Raw genomic sequence first — 14,464 nt, forward strand, 5'->3', positions numbered from 1 at the left:
CGCAAGGAGAACCGCTACAGCGAAGTCATCCGCTGACAAATCTTGACCATCAGCGATTAGATCAATGGCAGTGAGTTGATTGCAGAAACCCCACTCTCGACATAGCTCGCTCAGCAGAAGGTCGATCTCATTTTCAAATATCGGCATTTGGTTTGTGGTTCGCGCCATGCGATGACACTATCACCAGCGACCCAATGGCGACAAGAATCGCCTGCATTCTATACTCATGTGGGTATACGGGAGATACGGGCATTCAATCCTTCGTCTGTTCGAGCCGAACAGCATCGTCTGTGGCGCTTAAAGCTGCGACCGTGATTAAGCGCGCTGGCCCTCCAGAAAGCCGTCATCGACGGGGAACAATTTTACCAGACGGATCAAAAACCGAGGGCAGCATTAACCCGAGGTGCGCTGCAAGATTTGTTAGGAAAAGGCGGCTCTATCATCCGCCCTTCAAAGACTGTAAGGTCGTGACTGCTCATCAAGCCTTTAATTAGCTGACAAGCGCCTTTCATAGCGCAAAATTCATGATCTGGAATGTTATCGACCGGCGGACGCGACCCTATCGTTGGGAACGCGTGAACGTGGTAATTGAAGCTGTGGAGCACGATAATAGCTGCGCTGATGCCGACCAAGCCGAAGCAGCCGCCCTACCAATTGTCATCGATTATGACAGTCGTGACGGAGTGCCCCTGCGAGAAGCAATCGAGTGGGCAAGGCAGCTGAGATGCCCTGTCACTCTTTACATTTACGATGCCGACGACAACAGTAACGCGGCTCATTTCACCGCCGTCTCTGAGGACAGGTTCCCGGAGCATTAGCATCTCAATGGTCTACAAGTTCACTGCCGAATAATCTTACGTCTCGAGCCGCAATACCAACCGAGGCAAATGGACCATACCGGATCTTCAGGACGCCAGTTTAAAAAAGGTTTGCAGCCATATTTCGGTGTCGAGAAACCGGTGCGGAATGTCTGCTTTGTTGCAATTTCAGTGACGGCACCCATGTCGGCTTAGGGCCAAAACCGGTAAAACCTGCTTCCCGTGACCTGCGGTAAAAAGAGGCCGTTCGGCCTGTTTGCCTTGTCGGCGTTCGCCTTGGCAAAGCCATCCCGGCAGGCGGTCTGGCGGTTCGGCGCTGATCCGGTTCCGGATCTTGTTCGCGCCTCAATCAGTGGAGAGCTGTCGCTCACATCTACCGGGCTCTGGCGGGGCAGGATTCATTCATCACCATCGGCGTCTGGTGTCTTTACCCGCTGACGCCTCGCCTTAGGCTTGGGTTTTGACTTACGCCGGTTGATCGCGCTGGCATCGATCATGTGCTTCAGATGGATGGCATAGTTCTTCTCAATCATCTCGACCGATGTCCGGCAGTTCTTAGCCAGATTATAGATGTCTGCCCCGTCGAGCAGACGCAGACAGATATAGGTATGTCTGAGGCTGTACAGGACCCTGGGCTGGCCTTCACGGTCCTCCTTCAGGTCCTGCGCCTTGAGGATGTCATTGAACAGGTCTGTGTGATTTGAGGGGAACAGAAGGTCCGTGCGCTTGGGGTATTCAGGGATGATGGGCACGGCCTGCCCGCGCCGCTCCAGCCGCTCCCGCTCAACCTTGCGACCGAGCTTCATGGGCCTGGCCCTGGCGAGTAGCCGGCGGTAGGGCTCAACAGCGCCGGGCATGGATTTGCAGGGGCCATAGCCCATCTTGCCGCGCACTTCGATCTCGAGGATCTCCTCTCCCGTGTCGGGGTCCACTGCAATCGTCACGTCACGGTGCTGCAGCCGACTGGCCTCGTCAGGCCTCAGCCCCGTATTGCCGAGGAACAGCACCTGATCATGCAGTTGCTCGTAATTCCAGCGGTAGGCCTCAGGGGCCGCCTTGGCGGCCGCTGCCGTGGCCTTATAGAGCTGCTTGTATTCCTCGCCCGTAAACCACGGGCGGTGGATCACCTTCCTCTGCTTCTTATAGGGCGGCGACAGCATCGGTATCGCCCCGAGCTTACCGTGACGTACGGCCGTCTGCAGGACCAGAGACAAGGTGCCGATCTCGTCATGAAGCGTGCTGCGTGACGGCGGCTTGAGCGCCTTCACATAGGCCCCCTCCCCGTCCTTCGCCGGCAAGCGCCCGTGCTGCCGGGCGCGGTGCAGGCGGTAATTCTGGATATCGCCACTCGTAATCTGCGATATGCCCATCTTGCCGAAGAAGGGCCGCAGGTGCAGCCGGAGCCTCGCCTTATGGCCAGCCACCCATTTGGGGCTGCGCTCGCCTTCGGTGATGATTTCGTATTCGACCTCAAAGAGGTCGGCCATGTCGTTGAAGGTCGCCTCGCGCACCTCTTTCAGGGGAAGACCAGCGCGCGACTTGCCGCGCAAGCCGAGATACCAGTCCTCAGCCACCTGCTGGGCCAGAGACAGGCTGTCACTGCCCGTACTCTTCTTGATCTGCTGCTTGTTGACGCTCGCCCGTGCAAACCACACCTGGCCGCGCTTAAAGAGCTGAACCTTACCGCCAAGAATGGTGTGCGTTTGCATAGCCCCTCACCCCTAATCTACCTACGCGATAGCGATATACCACTATGGCGAGATCTCTTCAATCCGGGCTGATTTCTGGGCTAGGTTTGGGCTAACGCAAAAACGGCCCTTCCGAAGAAGAGCCGTTTTAGCAAACAACTGATATTGTTTAATATTTTGGGTGCGGGAGCCAGATTTGAACTGACGACCTTCAGGTTATGAGCCTGACCGTCCTGAAGCAGGCTTGAAGCCCCACTCCGGCGTCGATCGCTGCGGCAACTTGTTACCCTTTGTAACCCAACTCACGGCTGATCGTCAAGGTGACTTCCTTCACGTAGCCCTTTAGGGTTTCAAGTCTTGCATCGTCCATATACTGGGCAGCGCTCGATATAGAAACGGCAGCGATGATTTTACCCGATAAGTCCCGAATGGGCGCGGAGACGCAGCGTATGCGGTCTTCATTTTCGTCCATGTCGAGCGCGTAACCGCCTTCGCGGTAGGTCTTCATAATGTCGAGCCAGCCCTTGAGGTCATAACGATAGTTTGCAAACTCTCGAGCTTCGCGATTATAGACCTCTCGTAGCTTGTCTTCATCAGCGTCGAGCAGCAAGGCCTTACCCAGACCCGTCGGCCTCAGATATTGCCGCTCACCGATGACGCAGCGCACTTCGATGCGACGCGTACCTGGAATTTTGTCGATGTAATGGACCTGATGGCCGTCCAGCACGCCGAGATTGACCGTATCGCCTGTATCCGCAGCCAACCGCACCAGATGGTCATGCGACACGCGCGTCAGCGTGATCTGCTGCGATGCTGCGTGTCCCAGTTCGAGAAGCCGCGTCCCAAGGGCGTAGCCTTCGCGCTGGGTAAATGACAAGAACCCATAATCGACAAGAGTGGAGGCCAGACGATGGACAGTCGATTTGTTGAGGTCAAGTGCCCGGGAAATCTTCGGCAGGGTGTTGTCGCCCTTGGCAACCCGGCCGAGAACATCAAGCCCCCGCATCAGGGTCAGAGCCCCAGCTATGCCCTTTTCTTTCTCGGCGCTGACCTCGGCCATGTCTTCGACATCCACCAAGGCTTCATTTTCCACTGCTTTTACTCGCGCCAACTCAAGGCCTCCGGCCACGGACCAATCGTGTGATTAATTTAAAGCGCATTGCCGTCGCTGTGAAGCGTTTTTGAAACGGTTGCTTCACAAAACGGGACGATAACCCTTTTATACGCCGTGCGAGGTCGCGACCCTGCGCTGCCTCGCCAGTGACGGGCGGGCTTTCACAAACGGCAGGGCCAACGGTTCAATTTCATATAAAAAATAGTTTCTGCTGGCAAAAGCAATTACGTCCTTTGCGGTGGGAGGCAAACCCGCTATCCCTCGCCTGTATTGCCCCTACACGTAAGAGGACACCCCATGAAATTGCTGCGATTTGGCCCGGTTGGCCAGGAAAAGCCCGGCCTGCTCGATGCTGATGGCCGCATCCGTGACCTGTCTGGCATCGTCGCCGACATCAACGGTGCCACCCTGTCGGATGCGGCGCTGGCCAAACTCAAGGCCATCGACCCCGCCTCCCTGCCTCTGGCGCCCGAAGGCGTGCGCTACGGGCCTTGCGTGGCCGGTGTGGGTAAATTCCTGTGCATCGGTCTCAACTATGCCGACCATGCGGCCGAATCGAACCTGCCCATCCCCGAAGAACCGGTCCTCTTCACCAAGGCCACCTCGTCCATCATAGGCCCGAACGATGAGGTCAAAAAGCCGCGCGGTTCGACCAAGCTCGACTGGGAAGTAGAACTCGGCATCGTCATCGGCCAGACGGCCTCCTACGTGTCGGAAGCCGAGGCCGAGGGCTGCATCGCGGGCTATTGCACCATCAACGATGTGTCCGAGCGCGCGTTTCAGCTAGAACGCGGTGGCACCTGGGACAAGGGCAAGGGCTGCGACACCTTCGGCCCCATCGGCCCGTGGCTGGTGACCCGCGATGAAGTCGCCGACCCGGCCAATCTGAAAATGTGGCTAAGCGTTAATGGCAAGACGTATCAGAACGGTTCGACCGCCACCATGATCTTCAAGCCGGCCTTTATCGTCTCCTACCTGTCGCAGTTCATGAGCCTGCACCCGGGCGACGTGATATCGACCGGCACCCCGCCGGGCGTGGGTCTGGGGCAAAAACCGCCGGTCTATCTGGAAGTCGGTGATGTGATGGAGCTGGGGATCGAAGGCCTCGGCAGCCAGAAGCAGACGGTTATTGCCGCTTAATCTGGCGCGATATGATAAAGTGAAAAGCGTCGGTCCGCTTTGGCGGATCGGCGCTTTTGTTTTTCGCGCAAAAGTTTATTCTGCCACTAGGTCGCTATGCGACCACAGTGTTGCGTATTTAACAACACTCTATTCCAAAAGTTCCGGCTTCTGTAACGGCAGCGATCCCGTTATCTCTTGATCCGTCGAATGTAAGCGTCCCGCTCAAACCGAACTGTCTCAAATTTCTGACTTTTTTGAAAATGGCCTCTTGCCGTGACCGGCGGAGCCTTACCCGAACGGAGCCACACCATGTCCAATTTCGTCACCGCCGCCGATGGTACCCAGATCTTCTTCAAGGATTGGGGCCCCAAATCCGCCCAGCCCGTCGTCTTCCACCACGGCTGGCCCCTGTCGTCCGACGACTGGGATACGCAGATGCTCTACTTCCTCGCCAAGGGCTATCGCGTCGTGGCCCACGACCGTCGCGGCCACGGTCGCTCCGAACAGGTCAGCGAAGGGCACAACATCGACACCTACGCCGCCGACGCTCACGCGGTAGCGGAGTATCTTGACCTCAAAAACGCCATCCATATCGGCCACTCGACCGGCGGCGGCGAAGTCGCCCGCTATGTGGCGCGCTACGGCGGCAATGGCCGCGTCGCCAAGGCCATTCTGGTCAGCGCCATTACGCCCATCATGCTGAAGACCGAGGCCTTCCCCGGCGGCCTGCCGATCGAGGTCTTTGATGGACTGCGCGCCCAGACAGCCGCCAGCCGCACGCAGTTTTTCAAAGACCTGCCCATCCCCTTCTATGGCTTCAACCGTGAAGGCGTCGCCCCGATCGACGCTGTGATCGACAACTGGTGGCGTCAGGGCATGATGGGCTCGGCCAAGGCCCATTACGAAGGCATCAAGGCCTTTTCAGAAACCGACCTCAGCGAAGACCTGAAGGCCATCGACGTGCCCGTGCTGATCCTGCACGGCGACGACGACCAGATTGTCCCGTACAAGGCCGCGGCGCTCGAAGCCATCAAGCTGGTGAAGAACGGCACGCTGAAAATCTATCCGGGCCTGTCGCACGGTATGCTGACCATCAATGCCGATCTGTTGAACGCCGACATGCTGGCCTTTATCGAAGCGTAAGCGACCTGAAAGTACTAACTGAGCGCACTAACCTAGACTACGGTCTAGGTTAGTGCTATACAGAGTCATGCCGACAGTGCTCACCTTGCGGAACGTCCGCATTGCCATCTACACCAATGATCACCCGCCGCCCCATGTCCATGCCCTGAAAGGCAATGAGGCTGAGGCGAGGTTTCGGCTAAATTGCCCGCAAGGTCCTGTGGAACTTTGGGACCACGAAGGGTTCAAGCTGAGCGAACTGAACGAGATCGGCGGCCTGATTGCCCATAATCTCGAAGCGATCTGTGTGAAGTGGGGTGAAATTCATGGCTGAGTTTAAACCGGTCACGGTACGGCAATTCGAACAGACCCGGCGCAAACCGCAAACCACGTTTCGCGCTGAAAGTGCGCGTTACGATGCTCAAAGCGCCCAGCTTGTCGTGCAACTGACCAACGGGGCCTCAGTCGGCTTTCCGCTCACGGCCATTGCGGGGCTTGAGGACGCCAAGCCAGAGGACCTGAACGGGATTGAGGTGCAAGGACGCGGGTATGGGCTGCACATTCCCTCACTTGATGCCGATATTTCAGTGTCACGGTTATTTCTTGATATTCTGGGCTCTCACACCATGAGCCGAGCCGAACGTCGCGCCACGGCCAGCCGGGCCAACGGTGCCAAAGGCGGCCGACCCAAGGCCAGCACCCCGCTTATGTAAAAGCACCGCCTTTATGGCGGCCTGATCGCCCCCCTTTACTTATCCGTGTTGCCGATTAGGGTGGTGACTGCAATCGTTATCCGCGGGCAGGGGCCGTCAGATGACCACCGAAATGGAAGGCTTAACCGATATCGCTACGGGCGCGCTGGCCGCGCACGCCGTGGACCGGCGCAAGGCCGGACACACGAGCGGTGATCACGAAGCAGGCCTTTGCCTGAACTGTCAGACGGAGTTGAGCGGGCCCTATTGCCACGCCTGTGGTCAGTCGGCGCATACGCACCGCACCCTGCTGGGTTTCGGGCATGATATCCTGCACGGGGTCTTTCATTTCGAAGGTCGGGTCTGGCATACTGTTCCCATGCTCGTCATGCGGCCGGGCGAACTGACGCGGCGATATATCAATGGCGAGCGCGTCCGATTTATTTCGCCGGTGGCCCTGTTTCTGTTTATGGTTTTTCTGACCTTTGCCGTGCTGAATTTTGGACCCACGGCCGACGTCAACGCCAAGCTGGATACGGCGGCGCTCAATACCAAAATCGCCGATGCCGAGGCACAGCGGCAGACGCTGGAATCGTCCCGCAAAGCCCTGATCGCTCAGGGGCAGCCGACCGAGGCGGTTGATGCGCAACTGAGCGTCAACACAAAAACGCTGAACACGCTGCGCTCTGCCCATACGGCGGACCATGGTGCCCCGACAAAAGAGATGCTGGATCAGGTTCACACGGATATCGAACCTCTGAACAAGATTCTGCATAAGCTGGCGGAAAACCCCAGCCTGTTCTTCTATAAGCTCCAGTCGTCAGCCTATAAGTTTCTGTGGCTGCTGATCCCCATCTCTTTGCCCTTCATCTGGCTGATGTTTGCGTGGCGAAAGGATGTGGCGCTGTATGACCATGCCGTGTTCGCCACCTATTCGCTATCGGCCATGATGCTGCTGATGGTCGTGCTGCATCTCCTGTCGCTGGCCGGGGTGCCGGACGCTATCTATGGCTGGGCCATGGTGCTGGTGCCCCCCTTCCACATGTACAGGCAACTGCGTGGCACCTATGGCGTCAGCCGCTTTGGCGGCCTGTGGCGCGTCGCTTTCCTTCTGGTCTCTGCCGGCGTGTCTTCGCTGATCTTCGCCCTGCTGCTGATCGAAATGCTCATGGCGCACTGAGATAAACGTTAAGGCATAGGCTCTCGGTCCGGCCCTAGGCGGATATTCAGATTCGCATAGGCGGGCATGTCTTCAAGGATATGCCGCGTCAGCCGCTCATAATGGGCGATAAACCGCCTCAGCGCAGCTGCGTCCATCAGGCGGGACGTATCACCACCCTCTGACTGTAACCTGTGCCGCAGGGCCTCTTCCTGCTGGGTGCGCCAGCCCTGCACCACCTCGAAGCCCGGCGCGGCCAGCAGAATCAGCCGATCCAGACGCGAAAACAGATCGGCATAGGGTCCGGCCAACTGTTGATTCACATAGGTTCGCCACACGCCGTCCCGATCTTCGTCGCGTTCCAGCGCGTTGACGGGGGTGCGTAAGGCGCTCTGCCGCTGTGGTCGCGCCCCGACGCACCAGCCTTCGAACAGGATCAGGTCCGGGGCAACGATCTGCGGCCAGTCGGCACGCGGCGCAGGGTGATCCGTTGCCTTGTCAAAGCGCGGCAGGTCCACCGGTGCCCCGGCTTTCAGCGCGTCAAGCACCGAGATACCCAGACCGACATCATGCGTGCCCGGCACACCGCGCGTGGCAAACAGAGGATGGACTGAAACGGGCCGCTTGTCTGGCGGCAAATACAGGTCATCCAGCGACAGGACGGCGACGCGCAGACCCCGCTCGGCAAAGTCTTGGCGCACGGCCTCGGCAATGGTTGATTTTCCACAACCCTGCGCCCCGCACAGGCCGATCAAGCGCGCCCCTTCCCTGCGCCAGCCGTCGATAGCGTCCACGACCAGACGCGCCGCCGGAAGATCAGGCAATGGGGTCAATCAGCGGCTCCCCGGCAAAGAAGCGGTCAAGATTATAGGCCGCCCGCAGACCCATCTCGTCACGGGTTTCGCGGGTCGCCGAGCCCAGATGCGGCAACAGGACGACATTATCGAGCGCCAGCAGGTCCGGATGCACCTGCGGTTCGCGCTCATAGACATCTAGCCCGGCGGCCCAGATCGTCCCGGCTTTCAGGGCTGCCGCCAGATCGGCCTCGTGCACGACTGAGCCACGCGCCGTATTGATCACTATGGCGGTGGGCTTCATCCGCCGGAGTAGGTTCGCATCGACCAGATGCCGCGTCGCTTCGCCGCCCGGCGTATGCAGGGACAGCACATCGGCTTCGGCCGCCAGGGCCTCAAGCGAACCCACATAACGCGCCCCCAGTTGCGCCTCTATCTCCGGCGCGACGCGATGGCGGCTGTGATAGGCAATCTGCATCCCCAATGCTGTTTTGGCCTTATGGGCGGTTGCCTGCCCAATGCGCCCGAAGCCGACGAGGCCCAGCGTCTTGCCGCTCAGACCCTGCCCCAGAAATTGCGTCGGCTTCCAGCCGTTCCAGCGCCCATCGCGCAAACCGCGCTCGGCCTCGGAGGCGCGACGGCTGGTCATCAGCATCAGCAGAAGGGCAATCTCCGCCGTCGCCTCGGTCAGCACATCGGGCGTATTGGAGACGCGGATACCGGCAGCCTTGGCGGCCTCAAGGTCGATATGCTCAAATCCCGCGCCGAAGTTAGCGATCATCCGCACCCGTGTGCCGGGCTTGAGTATCTGATCGGTGAGCCTGTCCGTCACGGTCGGGCACAGGGCGTCGTAATCGTCCATAGCCGCGATTAGTTGCGCTTGCGTCAGCGGCACGCCGGTCTCATTCACCGTCACCTCATAACGGTCCCTGAGATAGGCGAAGGCCCCTTCAGGCCAGGGACGGGTCAGCAGAATCTTGGGGCGGGACATGCAGGCTCCTGAGTTGGAGCGTCTCTTGTCCCCCTCCCCTGCCCTGAAATCAACGCCGAAAAGTGAGGAAAAGCGAGACAGGCCGTACCTAGCGCATGGCGCAACCGATCAGAACACTAAAGGTGCCGCTTTGCGGGTCCGGGCGGTAGCTATCCACCCACAGGGTTTCGCCCTCACTGGCCCGGGCGCACGCCTTGTCTGTTTTGGCTTTGAGAGCGGCGTTTTCGATTTTGCCCTGCCACCCTCGCTCCTGCAGGCATCGCTGATCGGCGCAGCGCATCTCCACCTCCATCGACACAAACGGGCGCGTGTCATTCTTCACGTCCATCTGAAGCAGCATAAAGCGCGCCCGCGCCGGGAGATTGGCCGCCGGCAGCGTCATCTTGCCGTTGACGTACCAGCAGCGGTCCTGATCAGCGATCAGTTGCGGGTGATCGTCTCGCTTCAGCAGCAGGCACACCTGAAACGGCGTGGTCGTCGTCACGCTGAGGCGGGAGTGACCGGGGGTCAGCGGAAGATAGGTGTCCCAGACCCTCTGGGTGGTACATTGGCCGCTTTCATCACACCACGTTACCGGTCGCGCTTCCGATCCGCCATTTTGCGCCAGAGCGGGCACATAAGCCCCGCAGGCCAGTATCAGGGAGCCAACCCCTGCACAGGCGCTCAGAAGCCGCATATCGTCCCCCTCTTGCTTTTGACTAAGTCGTCTCAATCAAAGCATTAACCACAGCCCGATACAAGGTGATGTTTGGCCCGGATGGTAACCGCCTGCCTGTCCTAAAATCCCGTCAGGACCGTTTTACCGATACTGGAACCCGCCTCTATCTGTTCGTGCACGCGGATCAGGTTGGCAGCCGTGATCGGCCCGGCCTCCTGTGTCATTGTGGTGCGAATCTCACCGCGATCCACCATAGCCGAAACCGCGGTGAGCAGGCGGTGCTGTTCGCTCATGTCCGGCGTCTGAAAAGCCGCCCGGGTGAACATGAATTCCCAGCTTAAGGTCACGCTCTTTCGCTTGAACGGGACGATGTCGAACGTGTCGGGGTCGTCGATCAGCACAATATGGCCCTGCGGCTTGATAAGGGTTTTCAGGGCCTCATAATGGCGGTCGCTGGCCGTCAGGCTGGCGATATAATCGACCTCGGTGAGCCCTATGCGACGCAGTTCATCCGACAGCGAGAGTGTATGATTGATAACGGCGTGAGCGCCCATGTTTTCAACCCATTGGACGGTTTCAGGGCGCGACGCCGTGGCAATCACTGTCAGGTTTGTCAGCCGCCGCGCCAACTGAATCAATATTGAACCGACGCCCCCGCCCCCGCCAATAACCAGCAGGGTGTGCGGGGCCGCCGAGGCGTCGCGTGACACCTTCAAACGCTCAAACAAAATCTCCCAGGCGGTGATCGTCGTCAGCGGCAGGGCGGCGGCTTCGGCAAAGCTCAGGCTTTTGGGTTTGGCGCCCACAAGGCGTTCATCGACAGCGTGATACTGGGCATTTGTGCCCGGCCGTGTGATATCCCCGGCGTAAAACACCTCATCACCCGGCTGAAACAGGGTCACCTTGGCCCCCACAGACTCTACGACGCCCGCCGCATCGAATCCCAGCACGCGCGACTGGCCTTCCGTCGGGGCCGCAAATCGTCTTAGCTTTGTGTCCGCCGGGTTGACGGAGACCGCTTTGACCCGAACGATCAGATCGCGCGGCCCCGGCACCGGTTCGGGCAGATCCATATCCCGCAGCACAGTGGCGGGACCGGTTTGGCTATAGCCTATGGCTTTCATCAGAGCCTCCTCATCGGCAAGGAACGATGACAGCCATATAATTCATTCACAAATATGCAAAATGGCCAATTTCGCATAATTTTCATTCAAAATTGAATAAGCTAGAGATGCGAGGGGACGGTTTGTACCACATGGTCAATCAGGGCCCGCAGCCGGGCCATAGGCTTCAGATCGGCGTGATAGGCGGCAAACACCTCCCGGCCGGGGGCGTCTTCACCCAGATCGACGGGCACCAGACCCAGGGGACGCGCGATCAGGGTGGGGAGGACCGCCAGACCGCGTCCGGCGGCAGCGGCCATGGCCTGAAGATCGCGGCTGTTGGAGCGGAATGCCGGCTGCGCCAGTGGCAAAAGGCGCTGCACCCACATGACATCGCTCAGATGCCCCAAGGCTTCGTCCATAAGAATCAACTGATGATTCTCACCCTCACCCGCCTCGGGTAGTCCATGCCGGTTAAGATAGCTGGCCGAGGCATAGAGGCCATAACCGATGGTGGTCACCTTGCGCTGCACGGCATTACCGCCCGGCGATCCGCCAAAACGAAACACCAGATCGGCCTCGCGCCGGTCGAGATCAAGCGCTCGCGTATCGACAACCGCTTCAATCACGACCTGCGGATGCGCCGCCATGAAATCTTCGAACACCGGCATCAGTACATGGTTGAAAAACCATTCGGAGGAGGACACCCGTATGGGGCCGGAGAGCGCCTGCTGCGCCCCGCTGAGGCGGCGGGACAGGGCCAAAACCTCGTCCTCCATGGCCCGCGCGTGGCCCGCGACCGCCAGACCCAGCCCTGTGGCCACCAGACCGCGCGTCGTCCGCTGAAACAGGCGTTCGCCAAAGGCCGTCTCGGCGGCCTCCAGCCGCCGTCCCATGGTCGGTTGGCTGAGACCCAGGGACTTGCCCGCCGCCGACAGAGTCCCTTCGCGATGGATGGCCAGCACCAGACGCAGATCGTCCCACGACAGGTTTTGCGCCATATCCAGTCGATTTTGAATAGAATCGGCCAAGGATAACCTCAAATTCCAAATAGTGAATGGAGGTTAGTCGTATCGGCCAGAAACACAAGCCCGCCCAAAAAGGAAGAGACGACGCAGCCAGAGAGGGCCTGCTGCGTCGTCTCTCTGCAATCGCGCCCTACTCACGCAGCGCGACTGAAGCCTGTGGGGGCGGTTACGCCGCCCGGACCGTCGCCAGGAAGTGGTCCATTTCGTGACGCAGCCGCTCGGCCTGCTGGGCCAGTTCACCCGATGAGCTCAGCACCTGCGCCGCCGCATCGCCCGTCTGTTCCGAGGCTCTGGCCACACCCGTGATGTTGATCGTGACCTCCTGCGTGCCCAGCGAGGCCTGATTGACCGCCTGAATGATCTCGCGCGTGGCGGCCGATTGCTGCTCCACCGCCGCCGAAATCATGGCATTGGTGGTGTCGATATTCTGGATGGTCGAAGTGATGGTGCGAAACGCCGTCGCCGCTTTCGAGGTCGATTCCTGTATCTGGCTGATGCGTTCGGAAATATCCGTCGTCGCCTTGGCCGTCTGACCAGCCAGCGCCTTGACCTCTGAGGCCACGACCGCGAAGCCCTTACCCGCTTCGCCCGCCCGCGCCGATTCAATGGTCGCATTGAGCGCTAGGAGGTTGGTCTGCCCGGCGAGCCCTGCGATCAGATCGACAATGCCGTTGATCGAATTCGCCACTTCGCTCAGTTCATTGACCACTTCGCCAGCGGCGTCCGCCTGCGAGACGGCGGCGCGTGAGGTTTCAGCCGAAGAGGCCACCTGACGCCCGATTTCGCCGACCGACGCGCCCATTTCTTCCGCCGCCGAGGCGACAGACGTCACATTGGTCCCCGCCTCTTCGGCGGCCGAAGAGACGGCGATCGACTGGGCGGCGGTCTCCTGCGCCGTAGCGGTCAGTTGCGAGGCTGAGGCCTGCATTTCCGTGGCCGCCGCCGACACCATGGCCACAACCTGCCCGACCGAAGCTTCGAAATCATCCGCCAGTTTCAGCATAGCGCGGCGACGGTCTTCCTCAGCGCGCTTTTTAATCACTTCGGCTTCAGCGCGAAGCGTCTCGGCATCCATCAGGCCCTGACGGAAGACTTCGAGCGTCTGGGCCATGGTCCCGATTTCGTCGCCACGCGTCTGACCGTCAATTTTAAGGTCCAGCGCGCCCTTCGACACCTGCGCCATCTGATCGGTGATACGGCGGATTGAGCCGACAATGTCGGCAAAGGCGATATAGGAGGCGAGTGCCGTGACCAGCAGGACGATGGCAATGGAGATGACAAGGCCCATCAGGGTTTCCGTCTTTGTTTTCTCCCCAATCGTCTGGATAGCGGCGTCGTTTAGCTTCTGTTTGGCGTCAACGGCGCTGCGGATATCGCTCGTCAGCTTGTCCACAATCGCGGCCTGAGATGCCAACTCGACGGCTAACGCCGCCTGCTCGTTGTTTTTTGCCATGGGCAGGTAACGGTTACGAACCGTATCGGAAAGCGCGACAAAGCGATCCTTAAGCGGTTCGAAATCTGCCTTATAGTCGGGGGCCGCCTTGATCAGTTGCTCATAGCGTTGAAGGAAGCGCTCATCCGACTTTTGTATCTGGGTTTCATAAATCTCGCAGGCCGGGCTTGGGCAGCTTTGAAACGCCAGTCCGTTGATGGCCCCGTCGATGGCAAACACATTCTGGTTCATCCGAGATCCGGCCAGAAGTGCCGCGTCTGCCGAGGTGATGATATTTTGATAGGTGTCTTCAGCGTGCGCCCGATTGGCATTTTGCCACAATGTCATGCCGATGGACGACAGGCCAAAGGCCGCGATAATGGCCAGAATCTTGGTGCCGATCTTGATATCCGACAGTTTCATACGCCTCTCCTGCACTGAGGACGGCTTCCTTCTGGCCGTCACTAACACACCCTCTGCGCTTTGGCGGCAGCCAGTGATTAACAGGGCGGCAACCACACACATATCATTGATATTTGATTTTGCTCCTCAAGCCTTGCCGAGCGGTTAACGTCTGAGCCTTTTTTGAAAACGTTTAACCGGGCTTTTTTTTAGTAAAAGCCGCCTTTATCCACAGCGGTTTGAGCGATTATGCTTAACAAAATATTTACCGCTTGGCGCGATTGAAGCTTTATGGATAAATTTACTCAATATTTCATTCAATGGCCTTCGGAGGCGTCAAA

13 protein-coding genes are annotated in these 14,464 nt (G+C 59.1%); 5 read left to right on the plus strand and 8 right to left on the minus strand.

Features of this window, described 5'->3' with window-relative positions:
* Window positions 1-1,216: 1,216 nt before the first annotated feature.
* Together AACH73_RS18470 and AACH73_RS18475 are read right to left on the minus strand one after the other, a co-directional pair.
* Entirely contained in the window at window positions 1,217-2,527 is a 1,311-nt protein-coding gene (locus tag AACH73_RS18470; RefSeq protein WP_338736475.1) for a site-specific integrase, read from the minus strand.
* Between the two features lie 262 nt (window positions 2,528-2,789).
* The gene (locus AACH73_RS18475) at window positions 2,790-3,599 is read right to left on the minus strand and encodes an IclR family transcriptional regulator (RefSeq protein ID WP_338736476.1); all 810 of its coding nucleotides are present in this window, start codon (window positions 3,597-3,599) and stop codon (window positions 2,790-2,792) included.
* Window positions 3,600-3,917: 318 nt separating this feature from the next.
* Here AACH73_RS18475 and AACH73_RS18480 point away from each other — a divergent pair, with 318 nt between their 5' ends.
* The 5 genes from AACH73_RS18480 to AACH73_RS18500 all read left to right on the plus strand — a co-directional run bounded on the left by AACH73_RS18480 (window position 3,918) and on the right by AACH73_RS18500 (window position 7,736).
* Window positions 3,918-4,760 (plus strand): fumarylacetoacetate hydrolase family protein, encoded by an 843-nt coding sequence (locus AACH73_RS18480; RefSeq protein ID WP_338736477.1) that lies wholly within the window; start codon window positions 3,918-3,920, stop codon window positions 4,758-4,760.
* A gap of 291 nt (window positions 4,761-5,051) precedes the next feature.
* A complete protein-coding gene (locus tag AACH73_RS18485) occupies window positions 5,052-5,885 on the plus strand; it encodes an alpha/beta hydrolase (protein WP_338736478.1) in 834 nt (277 codons plus the stop codon).
* Between the two features lie 67 nt (window positions 5,886-5,952).
* Window positions 5,953-6,198, plus strand: a complete 246-nt coding sequence (locus AACH73_RS18490) for a DUF4160 domain-containing protein (RefSeq protein ID WP_338736479.1) — start codon at window positions 5,953-5,955, stop codon at window positions 6,196-6,198.
* Entirely contained in the window at window positions 6,191-6,577 is a 387-nt protein-coding gene (locus tag AACH73_RS18495; protein ID WP_338736480.1) for a DUF2442 domain-containing protein, read from the plus strand. Before AACH73_RS18490 ends, AACH73_RS18495 begins: the two co-directional genes overlap by 8 nt.
* 100 nt (window positions 6,578-6,677) lie before the next feature.
* Window positions 6,678-7,736, plus strand: coding sequence for a DUF3667 domain-containing protein (locus AACH73_RS18500; RefSeq protein ID WP_338736481.1), 1,059 nt, complete (start codon window positions 6,678-6,680; stop codon window positions 7,734-7,736).
* Window positions 7,737-7,744: 8 nt separating this feature from the next.
* Here the strand turns inward: AACH73_RS18500 and AACH73_RS18505 are convergent, their stop codons facing one another.
* The 6 genes from AACH73_RS18505 to AACH73_RS18530 all read right to left on the minus strand — a co-directional run bounded on the left by AACH73_RS18505 (window position 7,745) and on the right by AACH73_RS18530 (window position 14,144).
* Window positions 7,745-8,548, minus strand: a complete 804-nt coding sequence (locus AACH73_RS18505; protein WP_338736482.1) for a kinase — start codon at window positions 8,546-8,548, stop codon at window positions 7,745-7,747.
* A complete protein-coding gene (locus AACH73_RS18510) occupies window positions 8,532-9,500 on the minus strand; it encodes a D-glycerate dehydrogenase (protein ID WP_338736483.1) in 969 nt (322 codons plus the stop codon). The genes AACH73_RS18505 and AACH73_RS18510 overlap by 17 nt, the downstream gene beginning before the upstream one ends.
* Before the next feature lie 88 nt (window positions 9,501-9,588).
* Entirely contained in the window at window positions 9,589-10,176 is a 588-nt protein-coding gene (locus tag AACH73_RS18515; RefSeq protein ID WP_338736484.1) for a hypothetical protein, read from the minus strand.
* 101 nt (window positions 10,177-10,277) lie between these two features.
* Window positions 10,278-11,282 (minus strand): zinc-binding alcohol dehydrogenase family protein, encoded by a 1,005-nt coding sequence (locus AACH73_RS18520; RefSeq protein ID WP_338736485.1) that lies wholly within the window; start codon window positions 11,280-11,282, stop codon window positions 10,278-10,280.
* Window positions 11,283-11,383: 101 nt separating this feature from the next.
* A complete protein-coding gene (locus AACH73_RS18525; RefSeq protein WP_338736580.1) occupies window positions 11,384-12,250 on the minus strand; it encodes a LysR family transcriptional regulator in 867 nt (288 codons plus the stop codon).
* Window positions 12,251-12,455: 205 nt separating this feature from the next.
* Window positions 12,456-14,144 carry a methyl-accepting chemotaxis protein gene (locus AACH73_RS18530; RefSeq protein ID WP_338736486.1) on the minus strand — a complete coding sequence of 563 codons (1,689 nt, stop codon included), beginning with the start codon at window positions 14,142-14,144 and terminating at the stop codon, window positions 12,456-12,458.
* Between the last annotated feature and the right edge of the window lie 320 nt (window positions 14,145-14,464).

Origin of the sequence: Asticcacaulis sp. DW145, from assembly GCF_037101385.1 — a bacterium.
In the GTDB taxonomy this organism is placed as follows: domain Bacteria; phylum Pseudomonadota; class Alphaproteobacteria; order Caulobacterales; family Caulobacteraceae; genus Asticcacaulis; species Asticcacaulis currens.

What these genes read in the sequence shown, in the direction of transcription:
- AACH73_RS18510 (WP_338736483.1), bottom strand. Translation starts at nt 9,500, where the DNA reads ATGTCCCGCCCCAAGATTCTGCTGACCCGTCCCTGGCCTGAAGGGGCC.
- AACH73_RS18520 (WP_338736485.1), bottom strand. Translation starts at nt 11,282, where the DNA reads ATGAAAGCCATAGGCTATAGCCAAACCGGTCCCGCCACTGTGCTGCGG.
- AACH73_RS18485 (WP_338736478.1), top strand. Translation starts at nt 5,052, where the DNA reads ATGTCCAATTTCGTCACCGCCGCCGATGGTACCCAGATCTTCTTCAAG.
- AACH73_RS18470 (WP_338736475.1), bottom strand. Translation starts at nt 2,527, where the DNA reads ATGCAAACGCACACCATTCTTGGCGGTAAGGTTCAGCTCTTTAAGCGC.
- AACH73_RS18530 (WP_338736486.1), bottom strand. Translation starts at nt 14,144, where the DNA reads ATGAAACTGTCGGATATCAAGATCGGCACCAAGATTCTGGCCATTATC.
- AACH73_RS18500 (WP_338736481.1), top strand. Translation starts at nt 6,678, where the DNA reads ATGACCACCGAAATGGAAGGCTTAACCGATATCGCTACGGGCGCGCTG.
- AACH73_RS18490 (WP_338736479.1), top strand. Translation starts at nt 5,953, where the DNA reads ATGCCGACAGTGCTCACCTTGCGGAACGTCCGCATTGCCATCTACACC.
- AACH73_RS18480 (WP_338736477.1), top strand. Translation starts at nt 3,918, where the DNA reads ATGAAATTGCTGCGATTTGGCCCGGTTGGCCAGGAAAAGCCCGGCCTG.
- AACH73_RS18515 (WP_338736484.1), bottom strand. Translation starts at nt 10,176, where the DNA reads ATGCGGCTTCTGAGCGCCTGTGCAGGGGTTGGCTCCCTGATACTGGCC.
- AACH73_RS18495 (WP_338736480.1), top strand. Translation starts at nt 6,191, where the DNA reads ATGGCTGAGTTTAAACCGGTCACGGTACGGCAATTCGAACAGACCCGG.